The organism is Neisseria maigaei (genome assembly GCF_958267405.1).
In the GTDB taxonomy this organism is placed as follows: domain Bacteria; phylum Pseudomonadota; class Gammaproteobacteria; order Burkholderiales; family Neisseriaceae; genus Neisseria; species Neisseria bergeri.
In genome coordinates, this window is record NZ_CATQFT010000035.1 from 60,242 (window position 1) to 73,842 (window position 13,601).

The 13,601-nt window shown below is 49.9% G+C and carries 18 protein-coding genes, 1 tRNA gene and 1 pseudogene; 8 read left to right on the forward strand and 12 right to left on the reverse strand.

Going from position 1 to position 13,601, the window contains the following annotated elements; translation table 11 throughout:
- Nucleotides 1-25: 25 nt before the first annotated feature.
- From Q3O06_RS05785 to Q3O06_RS05810, 6 genes and pseudogenes are all read left to right on the forward strand, one after another.
- Nucleotides 26-151: a hypothetical protein gene (locus Q3O06_RS05785; protein WP_301818152.1), complete on the forward strand. Its 126-nt coding sequence runs from the start codon at nt 26-28 to the stop codon at nt 149-151.
- A gap of 22 nt (nt 152-173) precedes the next feature.
- Nucleotides 174-551, forward strand: a complete 378-nt coding sequence (locus Q3O06_RS05790; RefSeq protein WP_301818061.1) for an immunity 41 family protein — start codon at nt 174-176, stop codon at nt 549-551.
- Between the two features lie 35 nt (nt 552-586).
- A pseudogene (locus tag Q3O06_RS05795) lies at nt 587-778 on the forward strand (polymorphic toxin-type HINT domain-containing protein); the annotation flags it as partial.
- Nucleotides 779-866: 88 nt separating this feature from the next.
- Entirely contained in the window at nt 867-1,202 is a 336-nt protein-coding gene (locus Q3O06_RS05800; RefSeq protein ID WP_301670371.1) for a hypothetical protein, read from the forward strand.
- A gap of 148 nt (nt 1,203-1,350) precedes the next feature.
- On the forward strand, nt 1,351-1,845 hold the full coding sequence (locus Q3O06_RS05805; protein ID WP_301818062.1) for a hypothetical protein: 495 nt from the start codon (nt 1,351-1,353) through the stop codon (nt 1,843-1,845).
- Between the two features lie 119 nt (nt 1,846-1,964).
- The gene (locus Q3O06_RS05810; protein ID WP_301818063.1) at nt 1,965-3,098 is read left to right on the forward strand and encodes a hypothetical protein; all 1,134 of its coding nucleotides are present in this window, start codon (nt 1,965-1,967) and stop codon (nt 3,096-3,098) included.
- A gap of 101 nt (nt 3,099-3,199) precedes the next feature.
- On the opposite strand, the gene Q3O06_RS05815 is transcribed toward Q3O06_RS05810, so the two are convergent.
- The 6 genes from Q3O06_RS05815 to glnA all read right to left on the reverse strand — a co-directional run bounded on the left by Q3O06_RS05815 (nt 3,200) and on the right by glnA (nt 7,814).
- Nucleotides 3,200-3,475 carry a hypothetical protein gene (locus Q3O06_RS05815; protein ID WP_025460959.1) on the reverse strand — a complete coding sequence of 92 codons (276 nt, stop codon included), beginning with the start codon at nt 3,473-3,475 and terminating at the stop codon, nt 3,200-3,202.
- A gap of 16 nt (nt 3,476-3,491) precedes the next feature.
- Nucleotides 3,492-4,259 carry an RTX iron-regulated FrpC family protein gene (locus Q3O06_RS05820; RefSeq protein ID WP_301818064.1) on the reverse strand — a complete coding sequence of 256 codons (768 nt, stop codon included), beginning with the start codon at nt 4,257-4,259 and terminating at the stop codon, nt 3,492-3,494.
- 427 nt (nt 4,260-4,686) lie between these two features.
- Complete coding sequence (locus Q3O06_RS05825; RefSeq protein ID WP_014573772.1) at nt 4,687-4,962, reverse strand: GIY-YIG nuclease family protein; 276 nt, start codon at nt 4,960-4,962, stop codon at nt 4,687-4,689.
- Nucleotides 4,959-6,242, reverse strand: coding sequence for an MFS transporter (locus Q3O06_RS05830; protein ID WP_301818065.1), 1,284 nt, complete (start codon nt 6,240-6,242; stop codon nt 4,959-4,961). The genes Q3O06_RS05825 and Q3O06_RS05830 overlap by 4 nt, the downstream gene beginning before the upstream one ends.
- A 3-nt stretch (nt 6,243-6,245) precedes the next feature.
- Entirely contained in the window at nt 6,246-6,371 is a 126-nt protein-coding gene (locus Q3O06_RS05835) for a hypothetical protein (protein WP_301818066.1), read from the reverse strand.
- Between the two features lie 24 nt (nt 6,372-6,395).
- On the reverse strand, nt 6,396-7,814 hold the full coding sequence (glnA, locus tag Q3O06_RS05840) for a type I glutamate--ammonia ligase (protein ID WP_301818067.1): 1,419 nt from the start codon (nt 7,812-7,814) through the stop codon (nt 6,396-6,398).
- Nucleotides 7,815-8,117: 303 nt separating this feature from the next.
- Between glnA and aroE the strand changes: the two genes are divergently transcribed.
- Together aroE and mtgA are read left to right on the forward strand one after the other, a co-directional pair.
- Nucleotides 8,118-8,927, forward strand: a complete 810-nt coding sequence (aroE, locus tag Q3O06_RS05845; RefSeq protein WP_301818068.1) for a shikimate dehydrogenase — start codon at nt 8,118-8,120, stop codon at nt 8,925-8,927.
- Between the two features lie 2 nt (nt 8,928-8,929).
- Nucleotides 8,930-9,631, forward strand: coding sequence for a monofunctional biosynthetic peptidoglycan transglycosylase (mtgA, locus tag Q3O06_RS05850; protein WP_301818069.1), 702 nt, complete (start codon nt 8,930-8,932; stop codon nt 9,629-9,631).
- 169 nt (nt 9,632-9,800) lie between these two features.
- On the opposite strand, the gene Q3O06_RS05855 is transcribed toward mtgA, so the two are convergent.
- The 6 genes from Q3O06_RS05855 to Q3O06_RS05880 all read right to left on the reverse strand — a co-directional run bounded on the left by Q3O06_RS05855 (nt 9,801) and on the right by Q3O06_RS05880 (nt 13,541).
- Nucleotides 9,801-9,876 (reverse strand) — tRNA-Phe (locus Q3O06_RS05855).
- A gap of 192 nt (nt 9,877-10,068) precedes the next feature.
- Nucleotides 10,069-10,803 carry an LPS export ABC transporter ATP-binding protein gene (lptB, locus tag Q3O06_RS05860; protein WP_301818142.1) on the reverse strand — a complete coding sequence of 245 codons (735 nt, stop codon included), beginning with the start codon at nt 10,801-10,803 and terminating at the stop codon, nt 10,069-10,071.
- Between the two features lie 73 nt (nt 10,804-10,876).
- The gene (lptA, locus tag Q3O06_RS05865) at nt 10,877-11,407 is read right to left on the reverse strand and encodes a lipopolysaccharide transport periplasmic protein LptA (RefSeq protein ID WP_301818070.1); all 531 of its coding nucleotides are present in this window, start codon (nt 11,405-11,407) and stop codon (nt 10,877-10,879) included.
- Nucleotides 11,388-11,969 carry an LPS export ABC transporter periplasmic protein LptC gene (gene lptC, locus Q3O06_RS05870; RefSeq protein WP_301818071.1) on the reverse strand — a complete coding sequence of 194 codons (582 nt, stop codon included), beginning with the start codon at nt 11,967-11,969 and terminating at the stop codon, nt 11,388-11,390. The genes lptA and lptC overlap by 20 nt, the downstream gene beginning before the upstream one ends.
- On the reverse strand, nt 11,966-12,502 hold the full coding sequence (locus tag Q3O06_RS05875; RefSeq protein ID WP_301818072.1) for a KdsC family phosphatase: 537 nt from the start codon (nt 12,500-12,502) through the stop codon (nt 11,966-11,968). Before Q3O06_RS05875 ends, lptC begins: the two co-directional genes overlap by 4 nt.
- A 64-nt stretch (nt 12,503-12,566) precedes the next feature.
- Entirely contained in the window at nt 12,567-13,541 is a 975-nt protein-coding gene (locus tag Q3O06_RS05880; RefSeq protein ID WP_301818073.1) for a KpsF/GutQ family sugar-phosphate isomerase, read from the reverse strand.
- Nucleotides 13,542-13,601: the final 60 nt, after the last annotated feature.

Here is a 13,601-nt window from a genome sequence, read left to right on the forward strand (position 1 = left end):
TGTCGAATCTTAATCCAACCTGTGCTTGCTGTACGGAACAGGCTATGCCGCCGACAAAGCCACGCTGTACGGCATCCCGCCCCTGTCGGCGGACGGCAAGCTCACCGCCATCGGCGGCTTGGGCAGCGTAGCGGGCTTTGAAAAAACCTAAATCGTATTGGAGATTAATTATTATGTGCGAGTTCAAGGATTTTAGAAGAAACATCCCTTGTTTTGAAGAGTATGACGAAAATTCATTTATTGGCAAATGGTATGATGACGGGGTGTGGGATGATGAAGAATATTGGAAGCTGGAAAATGATTTAATCGAGGTTGGGAGAAAATATCCTTATCCGATGGATATACCAAGGGATATTGTGATTGGAATCAGTATCATTATTGATTTTTTAATGGTTCCAAATTGGGAGCTTTTCGAAATTAAAGCTTCCCCTTGGCTGCCTGATAGCGTGGGAATTCATGAACGTTATGAAAGATTCACAACAATGCTCCGTTATATTTTTACCGGGAAAGACATAGTCAACGTGCAATTTGATTATTACAACAAAAAATAGCAAAACCCGGCAATCAAAATGCCGTCTGAAGCGATATCCGGCTTTCAGACGGCATCGGCAACAACCAAACCCTGATTTCCAACCGCATCCATCCGTTTTATTCGGGCGGCAAATGGATTAAAGCGGAAGATTTGAAAGCAGGAAGCAGGCTACATTCCGAAAGCGGCAAAACCCAAACCGTCCGCATCGTTGCCGATAAACCGATAAGGAAATCGTTTTGCCTGACCAGGCGCAAATGTTTCATAACGGTTCTGCCCGCCGGAAAAGATGTTTTAAAAAAGCAATGTCGGTTCATTCAAAAGGAAAAATTAAAAAATGATGGCTGATAAGAATCAAGTAGAAAAGATGATTTATTCTGAAAATAAACAGAGTGTTATTGACGGTATGCTCGGTATGACCTTCAGCTCGGAGGAGGATGAAATCCCTTGGATTTCCGAGAAATTGACGGAGTTGTCGAAGCATAAAGACTTGGATATTGCCAGATTGTCATTAACCTGTTTCGGACATCTTGCCAGGATGCATGAAAATATCGGCGATTGCGATAAAGTGATTGCTTTATTGCGCTCAAAACAAGGCAATCCGGATTTGCAAGGTTTTGCCGAGGATGCATTAGACGATATTTCCTTCTTTATATTTAAAAAGCGTCCGTAAGCACCGGCAAGGTCAAATCTGGCAAATGCCGTCTGAAGCGGTATTCGGCGTTCAGACGGCATTTTCTCCGATTGGCACAGGATGCCGGGGCTTGCCGGCTTGATTTTGCCGAAGTTGTTGGCACGCAATTTGGAGGGGGCGGCAACCTATGGAAAATAGATTTGAAAAAATCGTTAAGGATATTTTTAGTTTTACCCAATTTGTTTCCGAAGCGGAAAATAAAATTCCTAACCAATCCTCCCGTTATTACGACTGCTGGTGGGAATTGGAAGTCTTGAATGCTTCCGCATTGGAAGATTGGGAAATATCGGAAAAGCCTGAAAAATGGGAGAAATGGACAGAAAAATATCAGACCGAAGCGTTACAGTTAGTCAAGAATCTATTTGCCGAAGAAGTTCCTGAAAATAATATAGTTTGCGATATTTCTCATTTTTTGCATTTTGCCAATCGGGCAGAAGCCGACATTCCCAATCAATCACGTTTATATGCCGAATATTGGTGGGAAATGGAAACGTTCAAAATGTCGGTTTTAGAAGATTGGGAACGCTCGGGAAAACCGTTAGATTGGGAAAAATGGCAAAGGCAATATCAATCCGAAGCATTTGAATTAGTCAAAAAATTGAATCAAAGCAAACAAGAGTAACAAGCCGCAGCCTGCATAGGGGTTTTTAAAGTACGGCAGCAACCGTAAATTAGATTAAAAATCAAACAATCAAAGCTCGCCTGATATAATCGATATATCCTGTTAAACGAAAAATAAATATGTTTAAAAAATTCAAACTGGTATTGTTGTCATTTTTTGCACTTGTATTTGCCTTTTGGCTGGGGACGGGTATTGCCTATGAGATTAATCCGCGTTGGTTTTTGAGCGATACGGCAACTGAAATACCTGAAAATCCGAATACTTTTGTGGCGAAACTTGCCCGCCTGTTCCGAAATGCCGACAGGGCGGTTGTCATCGTGAAGGAATCGATGAGGACGGAGGAAAGTCTTGCCGGAACTGTGGATGACGGTCCGTTGCAGTCGGAGAAGGATTATCTCGCGCTCGCTGTCCGGCTCAGTCGTTTGAAAGAAAAAGCGAAATGGTTTCACGTAACGGAGCAGGAACATGGGGAAGAGGTTTGGCTGAATTACTATATCGGCGAGGGCGGTTTGGTTGCGGTTTCGCTTTTGCAACGCTCGCCGGAAGCGTTTGTTAATGCCGAATATCTGTATCGGAACGATCGTCCGTTTTCTGTAAATGTGTACGGCGGAACGGTTCACGGGGAAAATTATGAAACGACAGGAGAATATCGGGTTATTTGGCAACCGGACGGTTCGGTATTTGATGCGTCGGGGCGCGGGAAAATCGGGGAAGATGTTTATGAGCATTGTCTCGGGTGTTATCAGATGGCTCAGGTATATTTGGCGAAATACCGGGATGTCGCGAATGATGAGCAGAAGGTTTGGGACTTCCGCGAAGAGAGCAACCGGATTGCGTCGGACTCGCGCGATTATGTGTTTTATCAGAATATGCGGGAATTGATGCCCCGGGGGATGAAGGCGAACAGTCTTGTGGTCGGCTATGATGCGGACGGTCTGCCGCAAAAAGTCTATTGGAGTTTCGACAATGGAAAAAAACGCCAGAGTTTCGAATATTATTTGAAAAACGGAAATCTTTTTATTGCACAATCTTCGACGGTAGCATTGAAAGCGGATGGAGTAACGGCGGATATACAGACCTATCATGCGCAACAGACGTGGTATTTGGATGGCGGGCGGATTATCCGCGAAGAGAAACAGGGAGACAGACTGCCTGATTTTCCTTTGAACTTGGAAGACTTGGAAAAAGAGGTGAGCCGTTATGCAGAGGCTGCGGCGAGACGTTCGGGCGGCAGGCGCGACCTTTCTCACTGAACGCAAATGCCGTCTGAAACCGGTTTTCAGACGGCATTTTTTCAGACGGCATTGGAGAGTCAAACGCTTTTTGCAATGCCGTATATGCCGAATCCGATTCGCTACAAATTGAAAACCACAATCCAAAAAACGGAAATACACATTAAACGGATCTTTTTACCGACCGTATCATCCCATAGGTTTTCCACACCTTTTTTCATCCATAAATTCAAACCATTTAAGTTTGCATCCTTACCGACAATTGCAGCAGCATCATCCGCATAACGGTCACCCAAATTAGCCAAATAACGCCAACCGCCATAGGTATCGCCACGGGAAGCATAACCATACAAGGTTTGGATTTGTTCTGGTGTTAAAACAACTTCACCCTCATTCATAATAAGATCCTTTAAATTATTTTTTACTTGAATTGTTTACAAAACTCTGTACCAATTGCTCTACTTGTTGGTGATAACCTACCAACTCCTGCTGTGTGAGCTGCTGCTTTTCCCGAATAAACGGGTAATACTGTACCGTGAAACCGTTAATACAGGAACCTACGTTAGTACTGTAATCGTTCTCTCCATACCTATGATAGTTCTGATGAATAATAATCGCCGGATTTTCTCCTTTCTTAATATACTGTCGTTCATGAATATATGGGTTTTCAGGAATCGACCTTTTATCTTCATAAGCTTCATATTCAGGATAGACAGACGGGATTTTTTTAAATCCCAAATCAAGCAACGATTTTCCTAAGTCTTGATTCAAATGACACGCCTCTTTTCGGATAACAATATCGTCCACGCTATCCAAACCGTCGCGTAGAAATTGGATAAAGTGCGCTTTGTTCTGCTGGTTGTATGGCTCAAGAACCCAGCCTTGGTCGGTTTTTTTGTAATAGACACTAATCTCTATCAAATTAATGGAGTAAGCATCCTGCCCTGGCGTGTCAGAAAGCCATTTTGTGGCATTGTCTTGCGTATACCGTGCAAGATAGCCATAAGGGATAACCATTTTGGTGCCCTGAAAATCAAATGTAACCGTATGTTCAAATCCTGTCATTGGCTCGGGATTGTTGAAACTGGTTTGTTCATTAACAGGTTTACATGAGGTCATAGTAAAAACACTCCCAATAAACAAAATAAAAAGTTGATAAATGGTAGTAGCATATGGTCTCATAATTTCAAGCTTAGAAATTAGTTAAAGAATATGTTATGGTAGATACTAACTCTTTAAGTTGACATATTGTGCGATATCGAGGGCTGTACCATATTTTCCCATCGGGTCTTCCCCGTTCTTTATATGAGCGGCAGGCATCCTCATAAAAGAAGGGATACCGATAAGGAAAAATACTCCAGCATAAAAAATATACTGATTAATCAATACAAATTCAACAAACAGTTCATCGTATTCTTTTCTGTTGACGTATAAAAACCGCCCAGAAAAAATAAAATATCAAAACGGCAAAATAAAAAATACTGATATATTCCTTCACTTTCATAGGGCGACGCTTTATATGCCGTCCTGTGTGTTGAAACATCGGTTTTCCTTACCGCCTGCCCCGCTTTTCCCTAATTGCTGCCAACTGCCGTCCGAACCTGAACCGTCAGGTTTCAGACGGCATTTTTTCCGCCTGCTCCCACAATTGCCGTTTTTGTGCGGCGGTCAGTTTTTTGACGGCGATTTCCTGTTTGAGCGCAGTGCCTTTATCCATCCCGCCTGCAACGATACGCATCGCCACCGGTTTGAATACGCGGGTATATTTCGCGCCTTTTCCGGCTGTGTGGGCGGCAAGCCGCTGTTGTGGATTCGGGCTGATGCCGCAATAGAACGCGCTGTTTTCACACAATATCAGGTAAACGCTCCAGTTTGACGCGTTCATCTGCCTGTATCCTGAGTTTTTTCCCCGTTCCAAGGCGCAACTTTCAGCAGCAGCAGCATACCCGGCAGGGCAAGTATGAAACACAGCCGGAAAAACGGTACATAACCGAGCCATTCGATCAGATAGCCTGCAAAGGAATTGATGACCGTGCGCGGCACGGCGGACAGGCTGGTAAACAGTGCGAGCTGCGTTGCGGTAAATGCGGGATTGGTCTCGCGCGCCATATACGATACAAACGCCGCCGTCCCCAAACCCACGCCGACCGCTTCCGCGCCGATAACTGCCGCCAGCATCAGCCTTTCGCCTGTACCGACCGTGTCGAAATGTCCGAACCCTGCCAGCCATACAAACCCCAAAACCGTTATTGCCTGCACCGCGCCAAATATCCACAAGGCTTTGTTTACGCCGATTTTCAGCATCCACACGCCGCCCAAGATACCTGCCGCCACTGCCGGCCACAGTCCTGCATTTTTTGCAATCAAACCGATGTCTGTCTTACTGAAACCCATATCCAGATAAAACGGCGTTGCCAACGCGGTTGCCATACTGTCGCCGAGTTTGTAAAGGAAGATAAACAGCAGCACGCATACAGCCGAAGCGATGCCTTTACGTGTGAAAAATTCTTTAAACGGCTCTACCACGGTCTGCTTCAACGTTTTAGGAACGGAAGGCGGCAACACGGGTTCACGCGCGAGAAACAGCGTCATCAGAAGACCGGGCAGCATAAACAGCGAAGTGATAACAAATACTTCTGACCACGGCATCCTGTCTGCCAACACCAAACTCAATGAACCGGGAATCAGGGCGGCAACCCGGTAGGCGTTGACGTGAACGGAATTGCCCAAACCCAATTCTTCGTCCGACAAAATCTCGCGCCTGAACGCATCTAATACAATATCCTGACTGGCGGAAAAAAAAGCGACAAGCACCGACAAGCCGGCAATCAACGGCAGATGATTCCGGGGGTTTAAAAAGGCATATGCCGCCAAAGCCGCCAGCAACCCTGCCTGCGTCAACAGCATCCACCCGCGCCGCCGGCCCAAAATGGGAACCCTGACCGCGTCCATCAGCGGAGACCACAAAAATTTCCAAGTAAACGGCAGACCGATCAGCGCCATCAGCCCGATGATAATCAAATCCACCTGCTCGCTGCGCAACCATGCCGGAATCAGGTTAATCAGAAAGTACAGCGGCAGCCCCGAGGTAAACCCCGTAAAAATACAGACAAGCATATTGCGGGAAAAGATTTGCCCGATAAAACCTGATTTCGATACAGTCATGGTTCAAACAGCCAAGAAATAAAAGCCTATTGTAGCAAATATCGCCCAACCGCTGAAAAACACCGCCCCTGAGCCGCCGTTTTGCCGTTCCAATGCAAAATGCCGTCTGAAACTGTGTTCAGACGGCATTGCTTTTCTGAAAACCCGACGTGCTTACAGGCTGTAATACATTTCAAATTCCAGCGGATGAGGTGCCATGCGGATGCGGCGTACGTCTTCTTCTTTAAAGGCGATGTAGCTGTCGATCCAGTCTTTGCTGAACACGCCGCCGCGCAGCAGGAATTCGTGGTCGGCTTTGAGGGCGGCGAGTGCTTCTTCCAAAGAAGCACAGACGGTCGGGACGAGCGCGTCTTCTTCCGGCGGCAGGTCGTAGAGGTTTTTATCGGCAGGGTCGCCCGGATGGATTTTGTTTTGAATACCGTCCAAACCTGCCATCAATAAAGCGGCGAACGCCAAGTATGGATTAGCAGTCGGATCGGGGAAACGCGCTTCGATGCGGCGCGCTTTGCTGCTGTTTACAGACGGAATGCGGATGGAAGCGGAACGGTTTTTGGCGGAATAAGCCAGTTTAGTCGGCGCTTCGAAGTGCGGCACGAGGCGTTTGTAGGAGTTGGTGGACGGATTAGTAATCGCGTTCAAGGCCTTGGCGTGTTTGATGATGCCGCCGATGTAATAAAGGGCGGTATCGGACAAACCGGCATAGCCGTCGCCTGAGAACAGGTTTTGACCGTCTTTCCAAATGGATTGGTGGACGTGCATACCGCTGCCGTTGTCGCCCATAATCGGTTTGGGCATGAAGGTGGCGGTTTTGCCGAAATTGTGGGCAACGTTTTGGATGACGTATTTCATATCTTGGGTTTGGTCGGCGCGTTTGACCAGCGTGCTGAACTTCGTACCGATTTCCATTTGGCTGCCGGTACCGACTTCGCTGTGGTGCACTTCGACTTCGATGCCGAGTCCTTCCAAAATATTCACCATCGCCGAACGCAAATCCTGACCGCAGTCAATCGGCGCGACGGGCGCGTAGCCGCCTTTGACGGCGGGGCGGTGTCCGGTGTTTTGACCGTCCATATGCAGGCCGCTTGCCCACGCGCCGCTTTCGGACGTGATTTCGTAACGGGTTTTGTGCATATCGGTTTCAAATTCTACGCCGTCGAAGACGAAAAATTCGGGTTCGGGGCCGAAGTATGCCGTGTCGCCGATGCCGGAAGATTTCAAATAGGCTTCGGCGCGGCGTGCGATGGAACGCGGGTCGCGGTCGTAACCCTGACCGTCGGCGGGGTCAATCACATCACAAGTGAACACGACGGTCGCATCATCATAAAAAGGATCGACGAAGGCTGTAGACGCATCGGGACGTAGCTGCATATCGGAAGCCTGAATGCCTTTCCAGCCGCCGATGGACGAACCGTCAAACGCCTGTCCGTTTTCAAACCACTCTTCGGGGTCTTCCAACACGATGCGCGCAGGCACGGTAAAGTGGTGCTGCTTGCCTTTGGTATCGGTAAAGCGCAAATCGACAAAGCGGGCTTCGCTTTCTTCAATCAATTTTACGGCGTTTTTAATAGACATTTTTCAGCTCCTGGAAAAGGGAAATAGCAAAATATGCGGAACGCGGCAGATTAACTCAAAGCCAGCATGATTCTACCACGTCCATGCCGTCTGAAACTCGCCCTGCGTCAAATTCCAAGCTGTAAAATATAGTTTCAGACAGCAAGATTGTCAACAATATGGATAAAATTGCATATCATGTCCGGATTTCTCCCCAGCTTATACAGGGAAAAACCGTACCGCCTGACAACCGTTTCAGACGGCATCGTTTCCATCTGTACGCCGCCGTTATAAAATAGCCTTCCCATCTTTTGGAACACGACCATGACCGCCCTCCCCCGCTACGCCGTTTTCGGCAACCCCGTCGCACACAGCAAGTCGCCGCAGATTCATCAGCAATTTGCCCTTCAGGAAGGCGTTGACATCGAATACGGACGCATTTGCGCCGACATCGGCGGTTTCGCGCAGGCGGTTTCGACATTTTTTGAAACAGGCGGCTGCGGGGCAAACGTTACCGTACCGTTCAAGCGGGAAGCGTTTCATCTGGCGGACGAGCATTCCGACCGCGCATTGGCTGCCGGCGCGGTCAATACGCTGATTCTGTTGAAAAACGGCAAGCTGCGTGGCGACAATACCGACGGTTTGGGCTTGGTCGGCGATATAGTGAAGGTGCAACACACAGAAATTGAAGGCAAAAATATCCTATTGCTCGGCGCAGGCGGCGCGGTGCGCGGCGTGATTCCGGTTTTGAAAGAACACCGCCCTGCCCGTATCGTCATTGCCAACCGTACCCACGCCAAAGCCGAGAAATTGGCGCAGCTTTTCGGCACTGAAGCCGTCCCGATGGCGGATGTGAACGGCGGCTTCGACATCGTCGTCAACGGCACGTCGGGCGGTCTGAACGGTCAGATTCCCGATATTCCGCCCGATATTTTTCAAAACTGCGCGCTTGCCTACGATATGGTGTACGGCGGCGCGGCAAAACCGTTTTTGGATTTTGCCCGGCAATCGGGCGCGAAACAAACCGCCGACGGACTAGGTATGCTGGTCGGTCAGGCGGCGGCTTCCTACGCCCTCTGGCGCAGTTTCAAACCGGACATCCGCCCCGTCATCGAATATATGGAAGCCCTGTAACCATGTTCCGCATCATCAAATGGCTGATTGTCCTGCCGATCGGCATCTTTATCTTTTTCAATGCCTATGTGTACGGCAACATCATCACCTACCGCGCCGTCGCGCCCCATCGGACTGCCTTTATGTCGATGCGGATGAAGCAGTTTGAACAGGAAGGGCGCGATGTCGCACTGGATTACCGTTGGGTTCCCTACGACCGCATTTCCACCAACCTAAAAAAAGCCCTGATTGCTTCCGAAGATGCCCATTTTGCCGGACACGGCGGCTTCGATTGGGGCGGCATTCAAAACGCCATCAGGCGCAACCGGAACAGCGGCGAAGTGAAGGCGGGCGGATCGACCATCAGCCAGCAGCTTGCCAAAAACCTGTTCTTGAACGAAAGCCGCAGCTATCTGCGCAAAGGGGAAGAGGCTGCCATTACGGCAATGATGGAAGCCGTTACCGACAAAGACAGGATTTTTGAACTGTATTTAAACTCAATCGAATGGCACTACGGCGTTTTCGGCGCGGAAGCCGCGTCCCGGTATTTTTATAAGATACCCGCCGCCAAGTTGACCAAACAGCAGGCGGCAAAACTGACGGCGCGCGTCCCCGCCCCCCTCTACTACGCCGACCATCCGAAAAGCAAACGCCTACGCAACAAAACCAATATCGTGCTCAGACGCATGGGTTCGGCAGAATTGCCCGAAAGCGATACGGACTGATTGTTTCAGATATGGAAATGCCGTCTGAACTGCGGTTCGGACGGCATATGTTTTCTGGTTTTTACCTGCCCGACAGCCGTAAAGACCGTATCGTGCATAGCAGGCATTTGCGGTGCGGGACTGCTGCCGAAAACGGCAGGCAAAAAAATAACCGCTTAAAAGCGGTTTTTGGTGGCCAGAGGCGGAATCGAACCGCCGACACACGGATTTTCAATCCGTTGCTCTACCAACTGAGCTATCTGGCCTTTAATCTGTCTCGTTAAGAGATACGTATTAAACCAAATTTCGGGACAACACGCAAGCGGATTTGTCGATATTTTTTACCCAACCGACTAAGTCGATGTTTTAAGTTTAAATTAATTTCACAGAAAAATGGTGCAAATCGGTTTTTTTGCCGTTTGTTCGGCGATGTTCTGCTTTTCAGACGGCAAAACGCTTCAATATTTGAAGTTCTCGCCCAAATAGACGGCGCGGACTTTTTCATTGCCGACCAAGTCGTCGGGCTTGCCGGATGCCAGCACCGCACCGTCTGAAATAATGTAGGCCCGATCGCAGATGCTGAGGGTTTCGCGTACGTTGTGGTCGGTAATCAATACGCCGATACCGCGCGATTTGAGGAAACCGATGATTTTCTGGATGTCGATGACGGCAATCGGATCGACACCTGCAAAGGGTTCGTCCAAAAGGATGAAGCGTGGTTTCATGGCGAGGACACGGGCGATTTCGACGCGCCGCCGTTCGCCGCCGGACAGCGACGGTGCGGGGCTGCGACGCAGGTGTCCGATATTGAGGTCGGCGAGCAGTTTTTCGATTTCGCTGTCGATTTGATTTTTATCTTTGGTTCTGATTTCCAAGATGGCGCGGATATTCTGTTCAACTGTCATTTTGCGGAATATCGAGGCTTCCTGCGGCAGGTAGCCGACACCGAGGAGGGCGCGTTCGTGTATGGGCAGGTGGCGCAATTCTTGTCCGTCTAGGGTTACGCTGCCTGCGTCGGCGGCAATGAGTCCGACTATCATGTAGAAGCTGGTGGTTTTGCCTGCGCCGTTGGGCCCGAGCAGTCCGATGACTTCGCCGCTTTCGATTTCGAGGGAGAAGCTTTTAACGACTTGGCGTTTTTTAAAACTTTTTTGCAGGTTTTGAACAACAAGGCGGCTGACGTTTGCGCTCATAAATATCTCTTCAATATCTTCGGTCGGCATATGCCGTCCGAACCGGGTTTATGTTTCAGACGGCATTTGGGGATTATTCGGATTTTTGCGTACTCGAAGGCTGGATGATGACGCTGATCCTGCCGGATTTGGAAGCGGATTTTGCGCCGGATTTTGTGCTGCCGCTGATGGTATAGACTTCGGTTTTGGTGTTGTAGGTAATGACCGCACCTTCGGCAAGGTCGCCGCCGCGCTGCACTTTGGCATTGCCGGTCAGAACGACGGTGCTGCCTGCGGAGGAATAGGTAACGTTGTTTGCCTGACCGCGCACCGTCCCTTTGCCCCCGTCCAACGTTTGGCTGAAGCGCACGGGCGAGCCGTCGGCCTTCATAAACTGTTCGCCTTTATCATTACGCGTTACGTTGACGCGGGCGGCGGAAATATTGAGCGTACCCTGTCTGATGACGACATTGCCGCTGAATGTGGTGCTTTGGTTGGCTTGATCGAGCGAACCTTGGTCGGCCTCAATCTGAATAGGCTGCCTGCTGTCGCTTTGAAGGGCAAAAGCGGGGGATGTCGAAAAAAATGCTATTAAAACAAAAATTTTACATATTTTTTGTATCATAAATCGTGGCTTTCACTTTAGATGAGAAGTTCAACAGGCCTGTTTTGTGGTCGTAAGTCATGCCGCCCGCCTGACCGTGCGATGCACCATATTGTAAACTGACAGGCGTATCGGTTTGGGCATATTGAGATTCGGTATCGACGTGCAGCTTTTCGGTTTCAACTTTACCCACCTGCCGTTTGCCGTCGGCAGTTTTGGTCAAGACGACATGGTTTTTAAAGAGAACTTGTTTGGTTTCGGTATGGTAAACGGCTTCATCGCTGCCGACTTCGTACAACAACCTGCCTTCTTGGAAGAACACGAGATGCGGCGAATCAAAATGGATGTCGCTGCTTTCGGGAAACTGTTTCGCACCTTTCGCGCTCAAATGTTCTTTCAAGTATCCCTGTTCGTCAAACCGCCTGCCGTCCAAGCCGTCCATTGTGTATTGGGGTTCGTTGGGATTGAGCCTGACTTCCTCGATTTCGACTTCGCTGATACGACCCAACCATGCCGACAGACCGCCCAAGGCAACCGCCAATATCAATGGGAATGCGATTCCGTACCGCCATCTTACTTTCATTTGATGTACTCGTTCAAAGCCGCGCCCAAAGTCCCTTGCGCCTGCATAATCAGGTCGCACACTTCACGCACCGCGCCCGCACCGCCGGGGCGTTTGGCAATATAGGCGGCGTGTTGCAGCGTAAACCAATGCGCGTCGGGGACGGCAACCGGCAATCCGCAACGCACCATCACCGGCAAATCGACCACGTCGTCGCCGACAAAGGCACACTCAGCTTCTTCCACGCCTGCCTGCACGCGCAGCTCTTCATACGCGACGCGTTTGTCCGAAATGCCTTTGAAGTAGTAATTTATGCCCAACTGTTTGACGCGGATGCCGACGGAGGGCGCGTCCCGACCTGTGATAATCGCAGTCTGCACACCGCTGGCTTGGAGCATTTTCAGACCGTGTCCGTCCAGCGTGTGAAACGATTTGATTTCTTCGCCGTTATCGCGGATAAAGATGCGCCCATCGGTCAAAACACCGTCCACATCCAGGATCAGCAGTTTGATTTTGGCGGCGCGCGCCTGTAATTCGGGAGAAATTGCCTGCATGGGATTTCCTTGTTTTCAGACGGCATATCTTACCACAAATGCCGTCTAAAACGGCTGCAACGCCTTATACAATCCGTGCCGCCAGCAGGTCGTGCATATTCAGCGCGCCTGTCAGCACGCCGTCTGCATCGGTAACCAGAAGCCCGTTCACATGGTTTGCCTGCATGACTTTCAGGGCTTCGGTGGCGAGGCGTTCGGGGGAGATGGTTTTAGGATGCGTATGCATGACTTCGTCTATCGAAAGACCGGTAAAATTGTCGCATTCTTGAAACAGGCGGCGCAAATCGCCGTCGGTGAATACGCCTTTCAGACGGCATTGCCCGTCCGTTACCGCCAACATGCCCAAACCTTTCTCACTCATGCTGACGATGGCTTCTTTCAAGGGCGTGCCGAGTCGGACGGCAGGCAGGCCGCAGCCTTTGTGCATAATGTCGGCAACGCGTAAAAGCAAACGTTTGCCGAGGCTGCCGGCAGGATGGCTCAAGGCAAAATCGTCGGGAGTGAACGCGCGTGCGCGCAGCAGGACGACCGCCAACGCATCGCCTAAAGCCATAACAGCGGTAGTGCTGGTGGTCGGGGCAAGCCCCAGCGGGCAGGCTTCTTTGGAAACCGACGCCGTGATGTGGATGTCGGCATGGCGCGCCATGGTTGAATCGGGGCGGGCGGTGATGCAGACGAGGGTAATGTCTTTGCGTTTGAGTGCGGGGATGATGGCGGCGATTTCATCGCTTTCGCCGGAATTGGAAATCGCGACGACAACGTCGTTGTCCACAATCATGCCCAAGTCGCCGTGTGCCGCTTCCGCAGGGTGGACGAAAAACGCGGGTGTGCCGGTCGAAGCCATGGTTGCCGCCATTTTGCGCCCGATATGTCCCGACTTGCCCATGCCCGTGATAACAACCCTGCCCTTGCAGTGCAACAACGCGTCTGCCGCAAGGACGAAGTTTTCGTCCAATTCCGCTGCAATTTCACGCAAGCCTTCCGCTTCGGTGTGCAACACTTCGCGCGCCCAATCGAGATATTTTTCGTTTCCTGCCATCGCCATCCGCCTTTGCTGTAATAAAACTACCCAAAATTTCCGAATCGGGGTAGCATAAAC